The following is a 17,574-nucleotide window of genomic DNA, read 5'->3' as shown; positions in this document are numbered from 1 at the left end:
AAAACTTGAGAAAATGCAGTGATATCAAATAATTAATCGATTTAAATTTATGGCCTCAATTTTAAATCGTTTGAAAAGTCTGCGTTTAACTATTTTGATATGCTACCTGAAATTGCTTTGCCAATTTTACGACAATCCTCCCCCTTTATCTTTGCCACAATTTGTTCCACCTTTATCCTCCATAAGCGCATCCGGTCATTGAGACCGCCTGGGGAGAGCAAAATCCGGGAGATTGCGCACTGATGACGGAGACCAACACCATGCCGACAATCGCGCTCGTTGATGACGACCGCAACATCCTCACCTCGGTGTCGATCGCGCTGGAGGCCGAAGGATACAAGGTCGAGACTTATACGGACGGTGCCTCGGCGCTCGACGGCCTTCTGGCACGACCGCCGCAGCTGGCGATCTTCGACATCAAGATGCCACGCATGGATGGCATGGAACTGCTGCGCCGCCTGCGGCAGAAGTCGGATATTCCCGTCATCTTCCTCACCTCCAAGGACGAGGAGATCGATGAACTCTTCGGCCTGAAGATGGGCGCCGACGATTTCATCACCAAGCCTTTTTCGCAGCGCCTGCTGGTGGAGCGCGTGCGCGCCGTCCTGCGCCGCGCATCAAGCCGTGAAGCCGCTGCCGCCGGCACCAGCCCTACCGGCGCGCCGAAGACCGGCGCGGTGCAGCAGGCCCGCTCGCTGGAGCGCGGGCAGCTGGTCATGGACCAGGAACGCCACACCTGCACCTGGAAGGGCGAGGCGGTGACGCTGACGGTGACCGAATTCCTGATCCTGCATTCGCTGGCGCAGCGCCCCGGCGTCGTCAAAAGCCGCGACGCGCTGATGGACGCGGCCTATGACGAACAGGTCTATGTCGACGACCGAACCATCGACAGCCACATCAAGCGGCTGCGCAAGAAATTCAAGATGGTCGACACCGACTTTGATATGATTGAAACACTTTACGGAGTGGGATACCGCTTCCGCGAAGCAGCCTGAGCCCAAGCGGCGCAGCAGCAGTCAAAATGTTACAGCGTCCTTTGCGCGTCTGAAAAGACGCGCGGCGCTGTAGGAAATATCAAGGGTGCGGGCCGGTTCATCCGGCCCCGCCCTTCGAAAGGGCCTGTCATTGGCACAGTTGGTGCAGGAAAGGGATCTGGACGATGCGGAGGGCGTAAGCACCCGTCGCGTCCGAGGCCGGCGTTGGTCGCATCCCTTCACCCTGATCCGCCGCATCTTCGGCAATGCGGTCTTTTCGAGCCTGACGCGGCGCATCCTGTTCTTCAATCTTGCCGCACTGCTGGTGCTCGTCGGCGGTATCCTCTACCTCAACCAGTTCCGCGAGGGGCTGATCGACGCCCGCGTCGAGAGCCTGCTGACGCAGGGCGAGATCATTGCCGGCGCCGTTTCGGCCTCCGCTTCGGTCGATACCAACTCGATCACCATCGATCCGCAGAAACTGCTCGAGCTGCAGGCCGGCCAGAGCATCACCCCGGTGCCGAATGACGAGGATCTCGAATTCCCGATCGATCCCGAGAAGGTCGCGCCCGTCCTGCGCCGGCTGATTTCTCCGACGCGCACGCGCGCCCGCATCTTCGATGCCGACGCCAATCTGCTGCTCGATTCGCGCCATCTCTATTCGCGCGGCCAGGTGCTGCGCTTCGACCTGCCGCCTGTCGAAGAGGAGAAACAGACCTGGAGCGAGTGGTTCGCCACCCTGTTCAACAAGGCGCTGCAGCCCGGCAATCTGCCGCTCTATAAGGAAGCGCCGGGCGGCGACGGCTCGATTTATCCCGAGGTGATGAATGCGCTCACCGGCGTGCGCGGCGCGGTCGTGCGCACCACCGAGAAAGGCGAGCTCATCGTTTCCGTCGCCGTGCCGATCCAGCGTTTCCGTGCCGTGCTCGGCGTTTTGCTGCTGTCGACGCAGGCGGGCGACATCGATAATATCGTCCATGCCGAGCGGCTTGCCATCATGCGCGTCTTCGGCGTCGCGACTCTCGTCAACGTGCTGCTTTCGCTGGTGCTTTCATCGACGATCGCCAATCCGCTGCGCCGTCTTTCGGCGGCCGCCATCCGCGTGCGCCGGGGGGCCAAGGCACGCGAGGAGATCCCCGACTTCTCCGCCCGCCAGGACGAAATCGGCAACCTTTCCATCGCGTTGCGCGAGATGACGACGGCGCTCTACGACCGCATCGATGCGATCGAGAGTTTCGCGGCCGATGTCAGCCACGAGCTCAAGAATCCGCTGACCTCACTGCGAAGCGCTGTGGAAACGCTGCCGCTTGCCCGATCCGACGATTCCAAGAAGCGGCTGATGGACGTCATCCAGCACGATGTCCGCCGCCTCGACCGGCTGATCAGCGATATCTCAGATGCCTCCCGTCTCGATGCCGAACTCGCACGCGTCGATGCCGGCTCCGTCGATATGGAAGTGCTGTTGCGTGACCTCATCGAGGTTTCGCGCCAGGTCAGGAGCAGCAAGAAGCAGGTGGAGATCGAATATGCGATCGAGCGCAAGCCGAACATCAAGACGCGCTTCGTCGTCAATGGCCACGATCTGCGCATCGGCCAGATCATCGCCAACCTGATCGAGAATGCCCGCTCTTTCGTGCCGGAAAAGGGCGGCAAGATTACCGTGCGGCTGGTGCGGACGCGTTCGCGCTGCGTCACCACTATCGAAGACAACGGCCCCGGCATCCAGGCGGAAAATATCGACCGTATCTTCGAGCGCTTCTATACGGACCGGCCGGAATCGGAAGGCTTCGGCCAGAATTCAGGTCTCGGCCTTTCGATCAGCCGGCAGATTGCCGAAGCGCATGGCGGTTCGCTGAGAGCTGAAAACATCACCGATGCCGAAGGCGGGCATGTGCTCGGCGCGCGCTTCATCCTCTCTTTGCCAGTCGGCACCGCGGCATGACCGAGGCAACTTTCAACATCCATGCGACCGCGATCGTGGTCGGCAAGACGGGACTGCTGTTCAGCGGGCCTTCCGGCTGGGGCAAATCGATGCTGGCCTTCACCTGCATGACGGAGGCGCGCCGCCTCGGCCTGTTCACGGCGCTGGTCGCCGACGACCAAGTTCTTCTCTCAGGAGAGGCCGGCGCGGTGATTGCCGCGTGCCCGCCGTCGATCACCGGGCTGATGGAGCTTCGTGGCACCGGTATCGTTCATCAGGAGCATATTCCCAGGGCGGCCATGCATTATGCCGTGCTTCCGGGCAGTGCTACCGGTGAAAACCGGCTGCCTCCCGAGGGCGAAATGGTGAGCCTTGCCGCCGGTTTGTCGCTTCCCGCATTGCGGTTGCTCGCGGGCGTTTCCTCACCCCTTGCGATCCTGATGGCAAAAGTGCCGGATATCGGGCGCTAGGGCCTTCCGGATTGGTCAATCTGCCTTATATAGTCGCATTTTTATCTTGCACTTCGGCTTTTCATAGCCAAGATGTGCCCCCACCGGTGGACGTAATTGCTGCATTGCGATATTGGGTCCACCGTTTGCGTCTATGGGAGCAGTAATATCATGATCGGACTTGTGCTTGTCACTCATGGCAAGCTGGCTGAAGAGTTTCGTCATGCTGTCGAGCACGTCGTCGGTCCTCAGAAATTTATCGAGACGGTCTGTATTGGCCCCGAAGACGACATGGACCAGAGACGGCAGGATATTCTGGAAGCCGTTTCCGGTGCCGATGATGGCCATGGCGTCGTCATCCTGACCGACATGTTCGGCGGCACGCCGTCCAATCTTGCCATATCAGTCATGAGCAGCGGCCATACCGAAGTCATTGCCGGCGTCAACCTGCCGATGTTGATCAAGCTTGCCGGCGTGCGCGGCGAGAACAACATGGAGAAGGCGCTGGTGGAGGCTTCCGAAGCCGGGCGGAAATATATCAATGTCGCAAGCCGTGTGCTCAGCGGAAAATAACGAGCCTTCATGACATCGCTCTCCCGGGAACTCCTCATTATCAACAAGCGCGGTCTTCACGCGCGCGCTTCCGCCAAATTCGTGCAGATGGTCGAGACCTTCGATGCCGCCATCACCGTTTCCAAGGACGGGATGACGGTCGGCGGCACCTCCATCATGGGGCTGATGATGCTTGCGGCAAGCCCCGGCTCGAGCGTCGTCGTCTCGGCGAGCGGCAGCCAGGCCGAGGAAGCCCTGGAGGCGCTGGACCAGCTGATCCAGAATAGGTTCGGCGAAGAAATGTGAGCGCCGGCAAGCTCATATAAACATATAAAGACTTCTTTATATCCTTATTGCCATCCCGGGCGAAGCCTGCTAAACGGCGGACATGCCGTGCGCTTGCACGCGGTCATCTTCGCGCCTGCGCCAATTTTGAGACGTTTTTCAGCCTGGAGGCCTCTATGAGCACTGAAAAAGATTATGTCGTCGCCGATATCGGGCTTGCGGATTTCGGCCGCAAGGAAATTACGATCGCCGAAACGGAAATGCCGGGGCTGATGTCCTGCCGCACCGAATTCGGCCAGACTAAGCCGCTGAAGGGCGCGCGCATCACCGGCTCGCTGCACATGACTATCCAGACGGCCGTGCTCATCGAAACGCTGGTCGCGCTCGGCGCCGAAGTCCGCTGGGCCTCGTGCAACATCTTCTCGACGCAGGATCATGCCGCTGCCGCGATCGCCGCTTCCGGCGTGCCTGTCTTCGCCATCAAGGGCGAGTCGCTTGAGGATTACTGGGTCTATACCGACAAGATCTTCCAGTGGGCCGATGGCGGCCTTTCCAACATGATCCTCGATGACGGCGGCGATGCCACCATGTACATCCTGCTTGGCGCCCGCGCAGAAGCCGGCGAGGACGTGCTGTCTCATCCGCATTCCGAAGAAGAGGAAATCCTCTTCGCACAGATCAAGAAACGCCTTGCCGCTTCCCCGGGTTGGTTCACCAAGCAGCGCGACGCGATCAAGGGCGTCACCGAGGAAACGACGACCGGCGTCAACCGTCTTTACCAGCTCAGCCAGAAGGGCCTGCTGCCCTTCCCGGCGATCAACGTCAACGACTCGGTTACCAAGTCGAAGTTCGACAACAAGTATGGCTGCAAGGAATCGCTGGTCGACGGCATCCGCCGCGGCACCGACGTCATGATGGCCGGCAAGGTTGCCGTCGTTTGCGGATATGGCGACGTCGGCAAGGGTTCTGCCGCTTCGCTCTCCGGTGCCGGCGCCCGCGTCAAGGTGACCGAAGCCGATCCGATCTGCGCATTGCAGGCTGCGATGGACGGTTATGAAGTCGTTCTGCTCGAGGACGTCGTTTCCTCGGCCGATATCTTCATCACCACCACCGGCAACAAGGACGTCATCCGCATCGATCATATGCGGGCGATGAAGGATATGGCCATCGTCGGCAATATCGGTCACTTCGACAACGAAATCGAAGTCGCTGCATTGCGCAATCTCAAGTGGACCAACGTCAAGCCACAGGTCGACCTGATCGAATTCCCCAAGGGCAACCGCATCATCCTTCTTTCCGAAGGCCGTCTGCTCAACCTCGGCAACGCCACCGGCCATCCGTCCTTCGTGATGTCGGCTTCGTTTACCAACCAGACGCTGGCGCAAATCGAGCTCTTCACCAAGCCCGACCAGTATTCCAACCAGGTCTATATCCTGCCGAAGCATCTCGATGAAAAGGTCGCACGCCTGCATCTCGACAAGCTCGGCGTGAAGCTGACTGAGCTTTCTGAGGAGCAGGCTGCCTATATCGGCGTCTCGCCGAAGGGGCCGTTCAAGTCCGACCACTACAGATATTGATCTGATCGTTAATATCCACAAGATGTAGAAGCCGCGGCATTGACAAATGTCGCGGCTTATTTTTTGGACGCTCCCTTCCCGCCGATTCCCTTCCGAAGTATTGTTTTAAGACTTGATTCGTGGCGCCGGACTCTGTCCGACCGCTCCGAAAATGGGATGTCTTGTCGTAATGCGGCACATTGAAGGACGGAGACATACCGAGGATGTCGGAAATGAAAAGCAGCCTGCCCGGTCAGGCGGATGACGGCGCTCGCGCCGATCGCCGCCCGCTTATGGCAGGCCAAGGATATAAATCTGCAACGGCACACGAGGCCGCAAAGCAAGAGCACGGACCATTGGCGCGCTTCCTGAAAAGCTGCGCTGCCGGCACGGCGCTTGCCGCGCTGGCGCGGCCGGCTCTGGCGCAGGCGGAGCAGCAGGCGGCGGCTTCGGCTCACCTCTTCACATCCTCGCAGGTGATCGGTGTTTCCGTCGTCATCGGTGTCATATCGGCAGCACTGCTGTCGACGCTGTGGCTCGTGCGCCAGCGCGGCAACCTGGAAAACGAGAGCCGGGAAATCCGCTCGGCGCTCTCCGATGCCCAGCAGCGTATTTCGCAATACCAGGCTCTGATCGCCGACAAGAACCGGCGGATCGTCATCTGGGACGGCAATGCGCGCCCCGAACTGCTCGGCCAACTTCCACCTGAGACCGGCGCGCCGCAGGACGGCGAATTCCTGGCCTTCGGGCTGTGGCTGAAGTCACGTTCGGCTTCCGAGCTGGAAAAGGCGATCGACCGGCTGCGCGACGAGGCGCAGAGCTTCGACATGGTGGTCGAAACCATCCGCGACGAAATCCTCGAGGCGCAGGGCCGGGTTTCCGGCGGGCGGGCCTTCGTCCGTTTCGTGGCGCTCAACAATCTGCGCGCCGAGCTCGCAGAGCTCAGGATCGAGCGCGACCGGCTGATGACCTCGATCTCGGCCTTCCAGACCATGCTCGACGCGATCGACATGCCGGCCTGGCAGCGTGACCCGGTGGGCCGCCTCACCTGGGTCAACCAGGCTTATGGCGAGGCGGTCGAGGCGCGATCGCCGCAGCAGGCGATCAATGAAGGCCGCGAGATGCTGACGACCGTGGCGCGCGAACGCATTCGCGCGACGACGACGCCGGAATCGCCCTTCCACGACAAGATTTCGACGGTCGTTCACGGCAACCGCACCTTCTTCGACGTCGTCGACGTCAGGGTTCCCGGTGGCTCGGCCGGCATCGCGATCGATGTGTCCGACATAGAGGCAGTGCGCGCCGAGCTGGAACGGACGCTGAAGAGCCATGCCGAAACGCTCGACCATCTCGCCACGCCGGTTGCCATCTTCGACGGCGACCGCCGGCTGCAATTCTACAACCAGGCCTTCGTCGCGCTCTGGGAGCTGGATATCGCCTTCCTCGAAGGCCGACCTGACAATAGCGAGCTGCTCGAGCGGCTGCGGGCGGCCAAGAAGCTGCCGGACCAGCTCAACTGGAAAAGCTGGAAGGAAGCCGCACTTTCCGTTTATCGCGCGCTCGACACGCAATCCGATCTCTGGCACCTGCCGAACGGACAGACGTTGCGCGTCTTTGCAACCGCCCATCCGCAGGGCGGCGCCACCTGGGTGTTCGAAAACCTGACCGAGCAGGTCGATCTCGAAACGCGCTACAACACGCTGGTCAAGGTGCAGGGCGAAACGATCGACCATCTTTCCGAAGGTGTGGCGGTGTTCGGCCCTGATGGACGCATCCGCCTTTCGAACCCGGCCTTCCGCGCGCTCTGGGGAATCACCGAAACCGAAGCCCAGCCCGGCACCCATATCCGTGCGCTGGGCGAGGCCTGCGCGCCGTCCTATGACCGGCCGGATGGCTGGAAGACCTTCGCGGAGCTGATCACCAGCTTCGACGACGAACGCCGCTCGGGTCAGGGAACGCTGGAACTCTTCTCCGGCCTCGTGCTCGACTACGCCGTCATTCCGCTGCCCAACGCGCAGACCATGCTGACCTTCGTCAACATGACGGACAGCGTGCGTGCCGAGCGCGCGCTGACCGAGAAGAACGAAGCACTGCGCAAGGCCGACGAGCTGAAGAACGACTTCGTCCAGCACGTTTCCTATGAACTGCGTTCGCCACTAACCAATATCATCGGTTTCACCGATCTCCTGCGCACGCCGGGTGTCGGGCCGCTGAACGAACGGCAGGCCGAATATATCGACCACATCTCGACCTCGTCCTCGGTTCTCTTGACGCTCGTCAACGATATCCTCGACCTTGCGACCGTCGACGCCGGCATCATGCGCCTCAACTATGCGGATATCGATCTCAACGACCTGCTCGACGACGTCTCGATGCAGATCGCCGATCGCCTGCACGAAAGCGGCGTGGCGCTTGAAATCACCGCACCCGCCTATCTCGGCTCGATCATTGCCGATCCGCAGCGGCTGAAGCAGATCCTTCTGAAACTTCTTTCCAATGCAGCGAATTTCTCGCCCGAAGGCACCTCGATCTCGCTGGAATGCCATCGCGAAGGCACGGATTTCGTCTTCTCCGTCAGCGATCGCGGCCCCGGCATCTCACCTGATATGATCGCGACCGTCTTCGACCGTTTTGCCACGGGGGCGAAAAGCGGCAAACGCGGCGGCGCCGGCCTCGGCCTCTCGATCGTCGACAGCTTCGTCAGTCTGCATCATGGCGATGTGACGATCGACAGCGAGCCGGGTAAGGGCACGACCGTCGTCTGCCGTATCCCCTCGGTCGATGTACCGCATTCCGCCGCCGCCGAATGACGACCAGCCATGCGATCTCGCTTTTCCTGAAAGACGAGGCGGCTACCATCCGCCTCGGCGAAGATCTGGCGCTGGCCCTGAAGGCCGGCGATTGCCTTGCCCTTTCCGGCGATCTCGGCGCGGGGAAATCCTCGCTCGCCCGGGCGATCCTGCGCGCCATGGCCGATGACGAAGAGCTCGAGGTCCCGAGCCCGACCTTCACGCTGGTCCAGTCCTACGATCTGCGCATCCCCATTTCGCATTTCGATCTCTACCGGCTCGGCGATCCCGCCGAACTGACCGAACTCGGCTTCGACGAGGCTCTGCAGAACGGCATCTGTCTCGTCGAATGGCCGGAGATGGCGGAGAGCGAACTGCCCGTTCAGCGCATCGCGCTGACGCTGGAACATGAGGGCAACGGCCGGCGGGCGACAATCAGAGCCGCGGGCGCGCAAATTACACGCATCCGCCGTGTCCTGGCGATCCGCGATTTCCTTGACGCTGCAGGTTACCCCGAAGCGAAACGCCGCTTCCTGACCGGCGATGCCTCGCTGCGCGCCTATGAGGCGATCTATCCGAAGGCCGAGAACCAGCGCATCATCCTGATGGACTGGCCGCCTCTTGCCGAAGGCCCGCCGGTTCTCGACGGTAAACCCTATCCCAAAGTCGCGCATCTTGCCGAAAACGCCTATCCGTTCGTGGCGATCGCCGATGCGCTGCGCAAGGACGGCTTTGCGGCGCCCGAAGTCTACAAGGTGGATTATAACAAGGGTATCCTGCTGATCGAAGATCTCGGCAGTGACGGCGTGCTGGACGCCCACGGACAGCCTATTATCGAACGCTATCGCGAAAGCGTTGCCTGCCTGGCCAGACTGCACGCTCTGAAATTTCCGCACGACATCCCAGTTGGAAAGAGGCATGTCCATCATATTCCTGATTTCGACCGTACGGCGATGAAGATGGAGGTGCGGCTGGTGCTCGACTGGCACCTGCCCTGGAAGCGCCAGGGCGCACCCGCAACCGAAGCCGAACGCGCGGATTATCTGGCGATCTGGGATACACTCATCGACGAACTCGCAACGGCCGAGAAGAACCTGCTGCTGCGCGACTTCCACTCGCCGAATATCATCTGGAGACCGCATGCGAACGGCGTCGAACGGATCGGCCTCATCGACTTCCAGGACGCCATGATCGGCCCCACGGCTTATGATCTCGCCTCGATCGTCCAGGATGCGCGCGTAACGATCGAGCTGGGCCTCTTCCGGCAACTGATGGATGATTATCTGGGGCTTCGCCGCGCACAGGGCGGTTTCGACGAAGCCGGCTTCATGAGGGCCTGGGCAATCATGTCGGCGCAGCGCAATTGCAAGCTTGCCGGTCTCTGGGTGCGCTTGTTGCAGCGCGACGGCAAGCCGGGCTATCTGAAACACATGCCGCGCACGCTTGCCTATCTGAACGTCGCGCTAGAGCATGAAACGCTTGCCCCCTTGCGCGATTGGTGCACAAGGGCTGGAATAGGCCAGAGCGAATCATAAGTTCCGGATCAGAATGACCATCAGACAAGCCATGGTACTGGCCGCGGGTCTCGGAACCCGCATGCGCCCGATCACCGATACGATCCCGAAGCCGCTGGTGAAGATCGACGGCAAGCCGATGATCGACTACGCGCTGGATTCACTGGTGGCGGCCGGTGTCGAACGCGCCGTCGTCAACGTCCACCACTTCGCCGATCAGATGCTCGACCATCTCAGGAACTACCGCGGCCTCGACATCATCATTTCCGACGAGCAGGACGCTCTGATGAATTCCGGCGGCGGGCTGGCGAAGGGCCTGACATTGCTTAACCGCAACAATGTCTTCGTCATGAATGCCGATCTCTTCTGGATCGGCGAGCAGCCGGGGCGACCGACCAACCTGCAACGCTTAGCCGGATTCTTCGATAGTGAACGCATGGACATGGCGCTGCTTTGTGTTGGGATCGAGGATACGACAGGTCACAACGGCAAGAATGACTTCAGCCTCGCAACCGATGGCCGGCTGACGCGTTATCGCGACGATCCGTCCAATCCCGTTGTCTATGCCGGAGCGATCGTCATGAACCCGTCGCTGCTCGACGATGCACCGAAGGATGCCTTCAACCTCAATATCTATTTCGACAAGGCGATCGCGCGCGGACGGCTTTTCGGCATGGTGCTCGAAGGCCATTGGCTGACTGTGGGAACGCCGGAGGCAATCGGCGAGGCGGAGGAAACGATCCGCAGGTTGCGGGCGTTTGCCTGAGCCATGGCAGAGCGGCACCAGCCACGCATCCTGACAATCCCGGCGGGCCTCCCCTTCCTGAAAATGCTGGCGACGACGCTTTGCGATGGCCGACTGACGCCGCTTTTCCGGCACGAGGCCGATGATCCGCTGTCGCTCGCCAAGGTGACGATCTACCTGCCGACCCGGCGCGCCGTGCGTGTGCTGCGCTCGGAATTCGTCGACCTGCTCGGCGGCCGCTCAGCCATCCTGCCGGTCATCCGTCCACTCGGCGAAACCGACGACGATAGCGGCTATTTCGACGAGGTGCTGCCGGCAACGATCGATCTCGCCCAGCCGCTGTCGAATACCGCCCGTCTGCTGGAGCTGGCGCGCCTGATCCTTGCCTGGCGAAACAAGCTGCCGGAGATCGTCCGCCACATCCATTCGGACTCGCCGCTCGTTGCGCCGGCAAGTCCGGCGGATGCGATCTGGCTTGCCCGCAACCTTGCGGAGCTGATCGATTCCATCGAGACCGAGGATCTCGACTGGTCCGAATTGTCGAAACTCGACACCGGCGACTATGCCGCCTGGTGGCAGCTGACGGCGGAATTTCTGCAGATCGCCAGCGCTTTCTGGCCGGAGCGGCTGTCCGAACTCGGCAAATCCTCGCCGGCGCGGCACAGAAACGCCATTCTCCGGGCCGAAGCAAGCAGGCTTTCGACGACGAAACCCGCCGGACCGATCATCATTGCCGGTTCGACGGGTTCCGTTCCCGCCACCGCCGACCTCATCGCCGCCGTCGCCAATCTGCCTGAAGGCGTGATCGTGCTTCCGGGTCTCGATCTCTCCATGCCTGAAAGGCACTGGCAGATGGTCGCGCCGGAACTGACGTCCGGCCAACATGCCAATCCGGCAAGCCGGAGCCATCCGCAGTATGGTCTGTCGTCGCTGCTCAAGCGGCTGAAGCTGACGCGGGCCGACGTCATGCTCCTCGATAGGCCGGAGGCCGATCTCGACCGGCGCGCCGAAATCCTCTCGCGCGCACTTGCGCCGGCGGAGGCGACCAGCGACTGGGGGGCGTGGAAAAACGACCTGCCGGCAGGTGCGCTATCTTCGGCCTTCTCTGATGTCTCGCTGATCGAAGCCGCCAATGAGCGCGAGGAAGCAACCGCAATTGCCATCGCACTCCGGCTCGCGTTGGAAAGACCTGGACAGGATGGCGAAAGCCGGGCAGCACTCATCACTCCGGACCGCAATCTCGCGCGGCGGGTGATGGCCGAGCTTTCCCGCTTCGGCATCCTCGCCGATGATTCGGCGGGCACGCCACTTTCGGCCATGCCGCAGGGCACCTTGCTGCAATTGTTGCTGGAGGCAGCGCTGCGGCCGGGCGATCCAGTGGCGATCATCTCGCTGCTCAAACATCCGCTTGCCCGCTTCGGTCTGGAACGCGACGCCTTGATTTCCGCTACCGAGGCGCTCGAGCTGCTGGCGCTGCGCGGCGGCGTGGCAGAGGTTGATATCAGCACGCTGGAACCACTGCTCACTCACCAACTTGCCGAACAGGCCCTGGATAGGCATGCGCCGCAATGGCGAAAAGCGCTTTCGCCTGAGGCCGCCGACGCCGCATACGGCCTCGCCCGGCGGGTCGCACAAGCGACCGAGCCTCTGGCTTCGGCGCTGATGCGGCACCGGCCGGAAGATCGCGGAAGAACAATGCGCTTCCCATTGTCCGAATGGGCGGAGCGCACCGGCCGTTCGCTTGAGGCGGTCGCGGTCGATCCGCAAGGCAATCTCGCCGATCTCTGGTCTGGTGAAGCAGGAGATGCACTCGCTGCCCTGCTCGGTGAAGTGATCGACACGGACGGCCAGATGGAGGCCGACGGGCCGCAATGGATCGACATCATGGCAGCCCTTGCGGCCGGTCATGCGGTGAAGCCGCGGGCGCTCAGCCATCCCAGGCTCTTTATCTTCGGCACGCTGGAAGCCCGACTGCAGAGCGTCGATACGTTGATCCTCGGCGGCCTGAACGAAGGCACCTGGCCGGGGCAGACCGCCAACAACCCCTTCATTCCACGAATGATGAAGACGGAGATCGGCCTCGAGCCGCCGGAGCGGCGCATCGGCCAGCTGGCGCATGATTTCGAGATGGCAAACGGCACGCGCCATCTGATCTATGCGCGCGCGCTGCGCCAGGGCTCGACGCCTACCGTCGCCTCGCGTTGGCTGCAGCGGCTGCTGGCGCTTGGCGGAGAGGCGTTCGAAGCGGAATTGAAGGGACGCGGCAACCGGTTTCTCCAATGGGCCGGTCTCATCGATCGGGGAGATGGTCAGGCGCCGGCGCTGCGACCTTCGCCGAAACCACCGCTGGCGTTGCAACCGAAATCCTATTCCTTTAGCGAAGTCGGCCGGCTGCGCCGTGATCCCTATGCCATCTATGCCCGCCGTGTGCTGCGGCTCGACCCCGTCGACCCGTTCAATCGCGATCCAGGGGCGGCCGAACGCGGAACGCTCTACCACAAGATCATCGACCGGTTCATTCGCGAGGCTCACATCGCCGGCACGCCGGATGCGGCAGCGGCGATGGAGGCCATCCTTTCCGAGCTTTTCGACATGGAGCAGCTGCCGCCGCATATCGATGCGGTATGGCGGCCGCGCTTTCGGGCGGTGGCCCGCGTCTTCCTCGAATGGGAGGCCGGACGGCGACATGGCATCCGGAAAACGCTGACGGAAGTGCGGGGCGGCATGGAGCTGGAGTCGATCAATATCCGGCTCACCGGCGTCGCAGACCGGATCGACGTCACCGGACCGAACGCCGCCGATATCATCGACTACAAGACCGGCTACAATCCCTCGCCCACGCAGGCACGCGTGCTTCTCGATCCGCAGCTTGCGCTCGAAGCGGCGGCCTTGAGCGCCGGCGCCTTCCGCGATGCCGGCAGCCTCGTGCCGCAGGACCTTCTCTATGTGCGTCTGCGTCCGGGAAGCCGCTTCCAGGTCGATATGGTCAACAACGAGAGCTCTGCCCGCAGCGACAAGGCGAAATCGGCGATGGATCTCGCGGCCGAATCGATCGATCAGCTGGTCAAATTCGTGGGGTTGCTGCAATCCAACGAAAGGGGATTTACCTCCCGGCTGATCCCGGCCCAGCAATTCGATTTCGGCGGCGACTACGATCATCTTGCCCGCGTCTCCGAATGGTCAACGGCCGAAACCGAAGAGGGCGGCGATGAGTGATGTGACCACCCTTCCCAACGACGACGATCCGGGCGCCTGGATCGGCTGGACGACGATCCAGCAGGCGATTGCCTCCGATCCGCTGCGTTCGGCATGGGTTTCGGCCAATGCCGGTTCCGGCAAGACGCATGTCCTGACACAGCGCGTCATCCGGCTGCTGCTTGCCGGTGCGCGGCCTTCCGCCATTTTATGCCTCACCTATACCAAGGCCGCGGCGTCCGAAATGTCGAACCGCGTCTTCGAACGGCTGGCGGAATGGGTGGTGCTTGACGATGAATACCTCGGCCGGCGGATAACGCAGATCGAGGGTACGGCTCCCGACGGACTGAAGCTCGCCGAAGCCCGGCGGCTGTTTGCCAAGGCGCTGGAGACACCCGGCGGACTGAAGATCCAGACGATCCATGCCTTTTGCGAGGCGCTGCTGCATCAGTTCCCGCTGGAGGCTAACGTTGCCGGACATTTCTCGGTTCTCGACGATCGCGCGGCGGTGGCGCTGCTTTCCGATGCACGCCGGGCGCTGCTGACGGCAACAGCGCCTGACGAAGACAGCGCCCTTGCCGAGGCATTCGCCTATGTGCTCAATCTCGGCGACGAATCCGGACTGGAGAACCTGCTCGGCGACATCGTCGCCAACCGCAACGCCATTCGTCGTTTCACGGTGACGGCTGAACAGCAGGGCGGTGTGGAGAAGGTCCTGCGCAAGAGGCTGGGTCTCGCCGCTGGCGACACGGAAAGCCGGATCGCAGCGCAATATTGGCCTTTGCCGGAGCTTTCGGGCGGCACGCTGGAGCTTTATCTCTCGCTTGCCGACCAGAAGGGCGGTGCGAAGGCGCAGGAGGTTGCCTACGGCCTCAGGCTCGCTGGGCGGGAGCGCGATGAGGCAAGGCGCGCTGAGTTTCTCGAGAAAATCTTTCTGACCGTGAAGGGCGAGCCCAAGGCGGACTCGCAATTCTTCGTCAAGGCCATGCTTGCCGAGGCACCGCAGCTGGCGAGCGCCATCGCCATTGCCCGCGCGCATGTCGCAGCAAGCCGCGACCGGCTGAAACTGATGCGGATGTACGGCGCCACGCATGCAGCACTCGTGCTCGCCGACAGACTGAATCACGACTATGAAGAGCTGAAGAAGCAGCGCAGCCAGCTCGATTTCGAGGACCTGATCACCCGCACCGCCGACCTCCTGACCAAAAGTGGCGTCGGTCCGTGGATCCACTACAAGCTCGATCGGGGTATCGATCATATCCTCGTCGACGAGGCGCAGGATACCAGCCCGATCCAGTGGAGCGTCATCCAGTCGCTCGCCGAAGATTTCTTCTCCGGCGAAAGCGCCCGGCCGATCGTGCGCACGCTCTTTGCCGTCGGCGACGAAAAGCAGTCGATCTATTCTTTCCAGGGGGCGCGGCCTGAGCGTTTTTCCGAGGAGGGCGACCGGACGCGGCGGCGCGTGTCCGACAGCGGGCAGAGCTTTTCCTCGGTGCGGCTGCCGCTCTCCTTCCGCTCGACTGCCGACGTGCTCGAGGCCGTCGACCACATTTTCAAGGCACCCGACAACGCCCGCGGCCTGAGCGCGCTCGGCGAACCGGTCGTGCATCGTTCCAGCCGCATCGGACATCCCGGCGCTGTCGACCTCTGGGAGATGGTCGCGCCGGAAGCGGTGGTGAAGGAGGAGGACTGGACGGCGCCCTTCGATGCGACGCCGGAAAGCGCGCCGGCCGCAATCCTCGCGCGGCGGATCGCCCATTCGATCGGCACGCTCGTCGGCCGCGAGGCGATCGTCGACAAAGGCAAGGAGCGCCTGATCGAGGCCGGCGACATCCTGGTGCTGGTGCGCAAGCGCGACGCCTTCGTCAATGCGTTGACGCGGGCGCTGAAACGCCGCGGCGATATTCCGGTCGCCGGTGCGGACAGGCTGGTGCTGACCAGCCATATCGCCGTGCAGGATCTGCTGGCGCTCGGTCGTTTCCTGCTTCTGCCGGAAGACGACCTGTCGCTCGCCGCCGTGCTCAAGAGCCCGCTTTTCGATCTCTCCGAAGACGACATCTTTGCGATCGCCGCATTGCGCCGTGACAATCAGAGCGTCTGGAGCCATCTCAAAAGCTTCGCCGCCGACGGCACCGAACGTTTCCGTGCTGCCGTCGAGAGGCTGGAACTGTTTCTCCGGCAATCCAGGAGCCTGTCGGTCCATGATTTCTATGCGCGCGTGCTGAGTAGCTATGGCGGGCGGCGGCAATTCCTTGGCCGTCTCGGTACCGAGGTCAGCGATATTCTCGACGAATTCCTGACCTTCACGCTCGACCACGAGAGCTCCGGCCTTCCCGGTCTGCAATCCTTCATCTCGACGCTGGAGCTCGAAGCACCCGTGATGAAACGCGAGCAGGATAAGGGGCGCAACGAGGTGCGGATCATGACGGTGCATGCCTCCAAGGGTCTTGAAGCACCGATCGTTTTCCTCGTCGACGGCGGTTCGAAGGCCTTCACCCATACCCATCTGTCGAAGCTTCGCCTGATCGAGACCGGCCCCGACGAGCCGTCGATGCCCGTCTGGGTTCCTGTCTCCGATCTCGCCAATTCGCTGACCCAGGACGATGCGGCGCGTATCCAGATGCTGGCGGAAGAAGAATATCGCCGGCTGCTCTATGTCGCCATGACGCGCGCCGCCGACCGGCTGGTCGTCTGCGGCTATCGTGGCGTGCGTGTGAACAACGACACCTGGCATATGATGATTTCGACGGCACTGCACGACGACCATCCGCATGTGGAGGCGACCACATTCTCCGGCCCCGATGGGGAATGGCCGGGCATCAAATGGCGCGTGCCGCGGGTAGAACGAAGCTTCGAGCGTACCGATCGCAACGAAGAGCGCGACAGCGAGGAGACCTTGCCGGACGGCCTGTTGCGGCCATTGCCGCCGCAGGCTGAGCTGCCTCGGCCGCTCAGCCCTTCCGGTGCCGGGACGATCGTCGATGAAGATGAAGGCAGTCTGCTGGTCATTTCGCCGCTGTTCGGCGAGAAGGAGCGCAGCGATCGTTCACTGGAGAAGGGCAGGCTGATCCATCGCATGCTGCAAGCGCTTCCCGAAATTCCACTTGACGAACGGCCTGACGCGGCAAGCCGCTATGCCGAACGGGCGGCGCGGTTCTGGCCGGAAGCCGAACGGCGCAAGCTTGTCGATTCGGTTCTGAAACTATTGGACGAGGAAGGTCTGCAGGCCGTCCTCGGTGCGCAGGCCCAGCCAGAGGTCTCGATCATGGGAACATTGACGCTGGAAGACAGGCGCTATGCCGTCTCCGGCCGTATCGACCGGCTTGCCGTCCTTGCCGATCGCGTCGTCATTCTCGACTACAAGACCAATCGGGTGCCGCCGACAACAGAAGAGACGATCCCCTTTGCGCACCGGGCACAGCTGGCGATCTATCGCGAGATCCTGGCGCCACTCTATCCTGAGAAGCGTATCGATTGCATGCTTGTCTATACCGAGAACGCCTCGCTCTTCACACTGAGCGAAAAGGCGCTCGGTTTGGCGCTTGCAGCGGTCAAGACAAAGTGAAATACCGGACATTGAAAATTCGGCACCGC

Annotated in this window: 11 protein-coding genes; all 11 read left to right on the top strand. The window is 62.1% G+C overall.

Translation table 11 applies throughout. The features are described 5' to 3' along the window. Positions 1-260 precede the first annotated feature (260 nt). The 11 genes from ACD590_RS22505 (at position 261) to addA (ending at position 17,545) form a co-directional block, all read left to right on the top strand. Positions 261-995 (top strand): response regulator transcription factor, encoded by a 735-nt coding sequence (locus tag ACD590_RS22505; RefSeq protein ID WP_003544146.1) that lies wholly within the window; start codon positions 261-263, stop codon positions 993-995. A 130-nt stretch (positions 996-1,125) separates the two neighbouring features. After that, positions 1,126-2,916 carry a sensor histidine kinase gene (locus ACD590_RS22500; RefSeq protein WP_018244185.1) on the top strand — a complete coding sequence of 597 codons (1,791 nt, stop codon included), beginning with the start codon at positions 1,126-1,128 and terminating at the stop codon, positions 2,914-2,916. After that, a complete protein-coding gene (locus ACD590_RS22495) occupies positions 2,913-3,365 on the top strand; it encodes an HPr kinase/phosphorylase (protein ID WP_439003386.1) in 453 nt (150 codons plus the stop codon). Before ACD590_RS22500 ends, ACD590_RS22495 begins: the two co-directional genes overlap by 4 nt. 150 nt (positions 3,366-3,515) lie before the next feature. After that, a complete protein-coding gene (locus tag ACD590_RS22490) occupies positions 3,516-3,917 on the top strand; it encodes a PTS sugar transporter subunit IIA (RefSeq protein WP_003544139.1) in 402 nt (133 codons plus the stop codon). Positions 3,918-3,926: 9 nt separating this feature from the next. Continuing rightward, positions 3,927-4,202 carry an HPr family phosphocarrier protein gene (locus tag ACD590_RS22485; protein ID WP_003544133.1) on the top strand — a complete coding sequence of 92 codons (276 nt, stop codon included), beginning with the start codon at positions 3,927-3,929 and terminating at the stop codon, positions 4,200-4,202. A 155-nt stretch (positions 4,203-4,357) separates the two neighbouring features. Next, positions 4,358-5,758 (top strand): adenosylhomocysteinase, encoded by a 1,401-nt coding sequence (gene ahcY, locus ACD590_RS22480; RefSeq protein WP_011649859.1) that lies wholly within the window; start codon positions 4,358-4,360, stop codon positions 5,756-5,758. 203 nt (positions 5,759-5,961) lie between these two features. Next, positions 5,962-8,547, top strand: a complete 2,586-nt coding sequence (locus ACD590_RS22475; RefSeq protein WP_439003385.1) for an ATP-binding protein — start codon at positions 5,962-5,964, stop codon at positions 8,545-8,547. After that, positions 8,544-10,061, top strand: a complete 1,518-nt coding sequence (tsaE, locus tag ACD590_RS22470) for a tRNA (adenosine(37)-N6)-threonylcarbamoyltransferase complex ATPase subunit type 1 TsaE (protein ID WP_439003384.1) — start codon at positions 8,544-8,546, stop codon at positions 10,059-10,061. The genes ACD590_RS22475 and tsaE overlap by 4 nt, the downstream gene beginning before the upstream one ends. 13 nt (positions 10,062-10,074) lie before the next feature. Continuing rightward, positions 10,075-10,806, top strand: a complete 732-nt coding sequence (locus ACD590_RS22465; protein ID WP_018448424.1) for a nucleotidyltransferase family protein — start codon at positions 10,075-10,077, stop codon at positions 10,804-10,806. Positions 10,807-10,809: 3 nt separating this feature from the next. Beyond that, positions 10,810-14,001, top strand: a complete 3,192-nt coding sequence (addB, locus tag ACD590_RS22460) for a double-strand break repair protein AddB (protein ID WP_439003383.1) — start codon at positions 10,810-10,812, stop codon at positions 13,999-14,001. Further along, positions 13,994-17,545, top strand: a complete 3,552-nt coding sequence (gene addA, locus ACD590_RS22455; RefSeq protein ID WP_439003382.1) for a double-strand break repair helicase AddA — start codon at positions 13,994-13,996, stop codon at positions 17,543-17,545. Before addB ends, addA begins: the two co-directional genes overlap by 8 nt. Positions 17,546-17,574: the final 29 nt, after the last annotated feature.

Source organism: Rhizobium sp. 862_C5_N1_2 (genome assembly GCF_051811205.1).
GTDB classification, from domain to species: domain Bacteria; phylum Pseudomonadota; class Alphaproteobacteria; order Rhizobiales; family Rhizobiaceae; genus Rhizobium; species Rhizobium leguminosarum.
Note: the sequence above shows the minus strand (reverse complement) of the source record. Positions and strands in the feature narration are given on the sequence as shown.

Coding starts and splice junctions, on each gene's coding strand:
- tsaE (WP_439003384.1), top strand. CDS start 8,544: ATGACGACCAGCCATGCGATCTCGCTTTTCCTGAAAGACGAGGCGGCT.
- ACD590_RS22495 (WP_439003386.1), top strand. CDS start 2,913: ATGACCGAGGCAACTTTCAACATCCATGCGACCGCGATCGTGGTCGGC.
- ACD590_RS22475 (WP_439003385.1), top strand. CDS start 5,962: ATGTCGGAAATGAAAAGCAGCCTGCCCGGTCAGGCGGATGACGGCGCT.
- addA (WP_439003382.1), top strand. CDS start 13,994: ATGAGTGATGTGACCACCCTTCCCAACGACGACGATCCGGGCGCCTGG.
- ACD590_RS22465 (WP_018448424.1), top strand. CDS start 10,075: ATGACCATCAGACAAGCCATGGTACTGGCCGCGGGTCTCGGAACCCGC.
- ACD590_RS22505 (WP_003544146.1), top strand. CDS start 261: ATGCCGACAATCGCGCTCGTTGATGACGACCGCAACATCCTCACCTCG.
- ahcY (WP_011649859.1), top strand. CDS start 4,358: ATGAGCACTGAAAAAGATTATGTCGTCGCCGATATCGGGCTTGCGGAT.
- ACD590_RS22490 (WP_003544139.1), top strand. CDS start 3,516: ATGATCGGACTTGTGCTTGTCACTCATGGCAAGCTGGCTGAAGAGTTT.
- addB (WP_439003383.1), top strand. CDS start 10,810: ATGGCAGAGCGGCACCAGCCACGCATCCTGACAATCCCGGCGGGCCTC.
- ACD590_RS22485 (WP_003544133.1), top strand. CDS start 3,927: ATGACATCGCTCTCCCGGGAACTCCTCATTATCAACAAGCGCGGTCTT.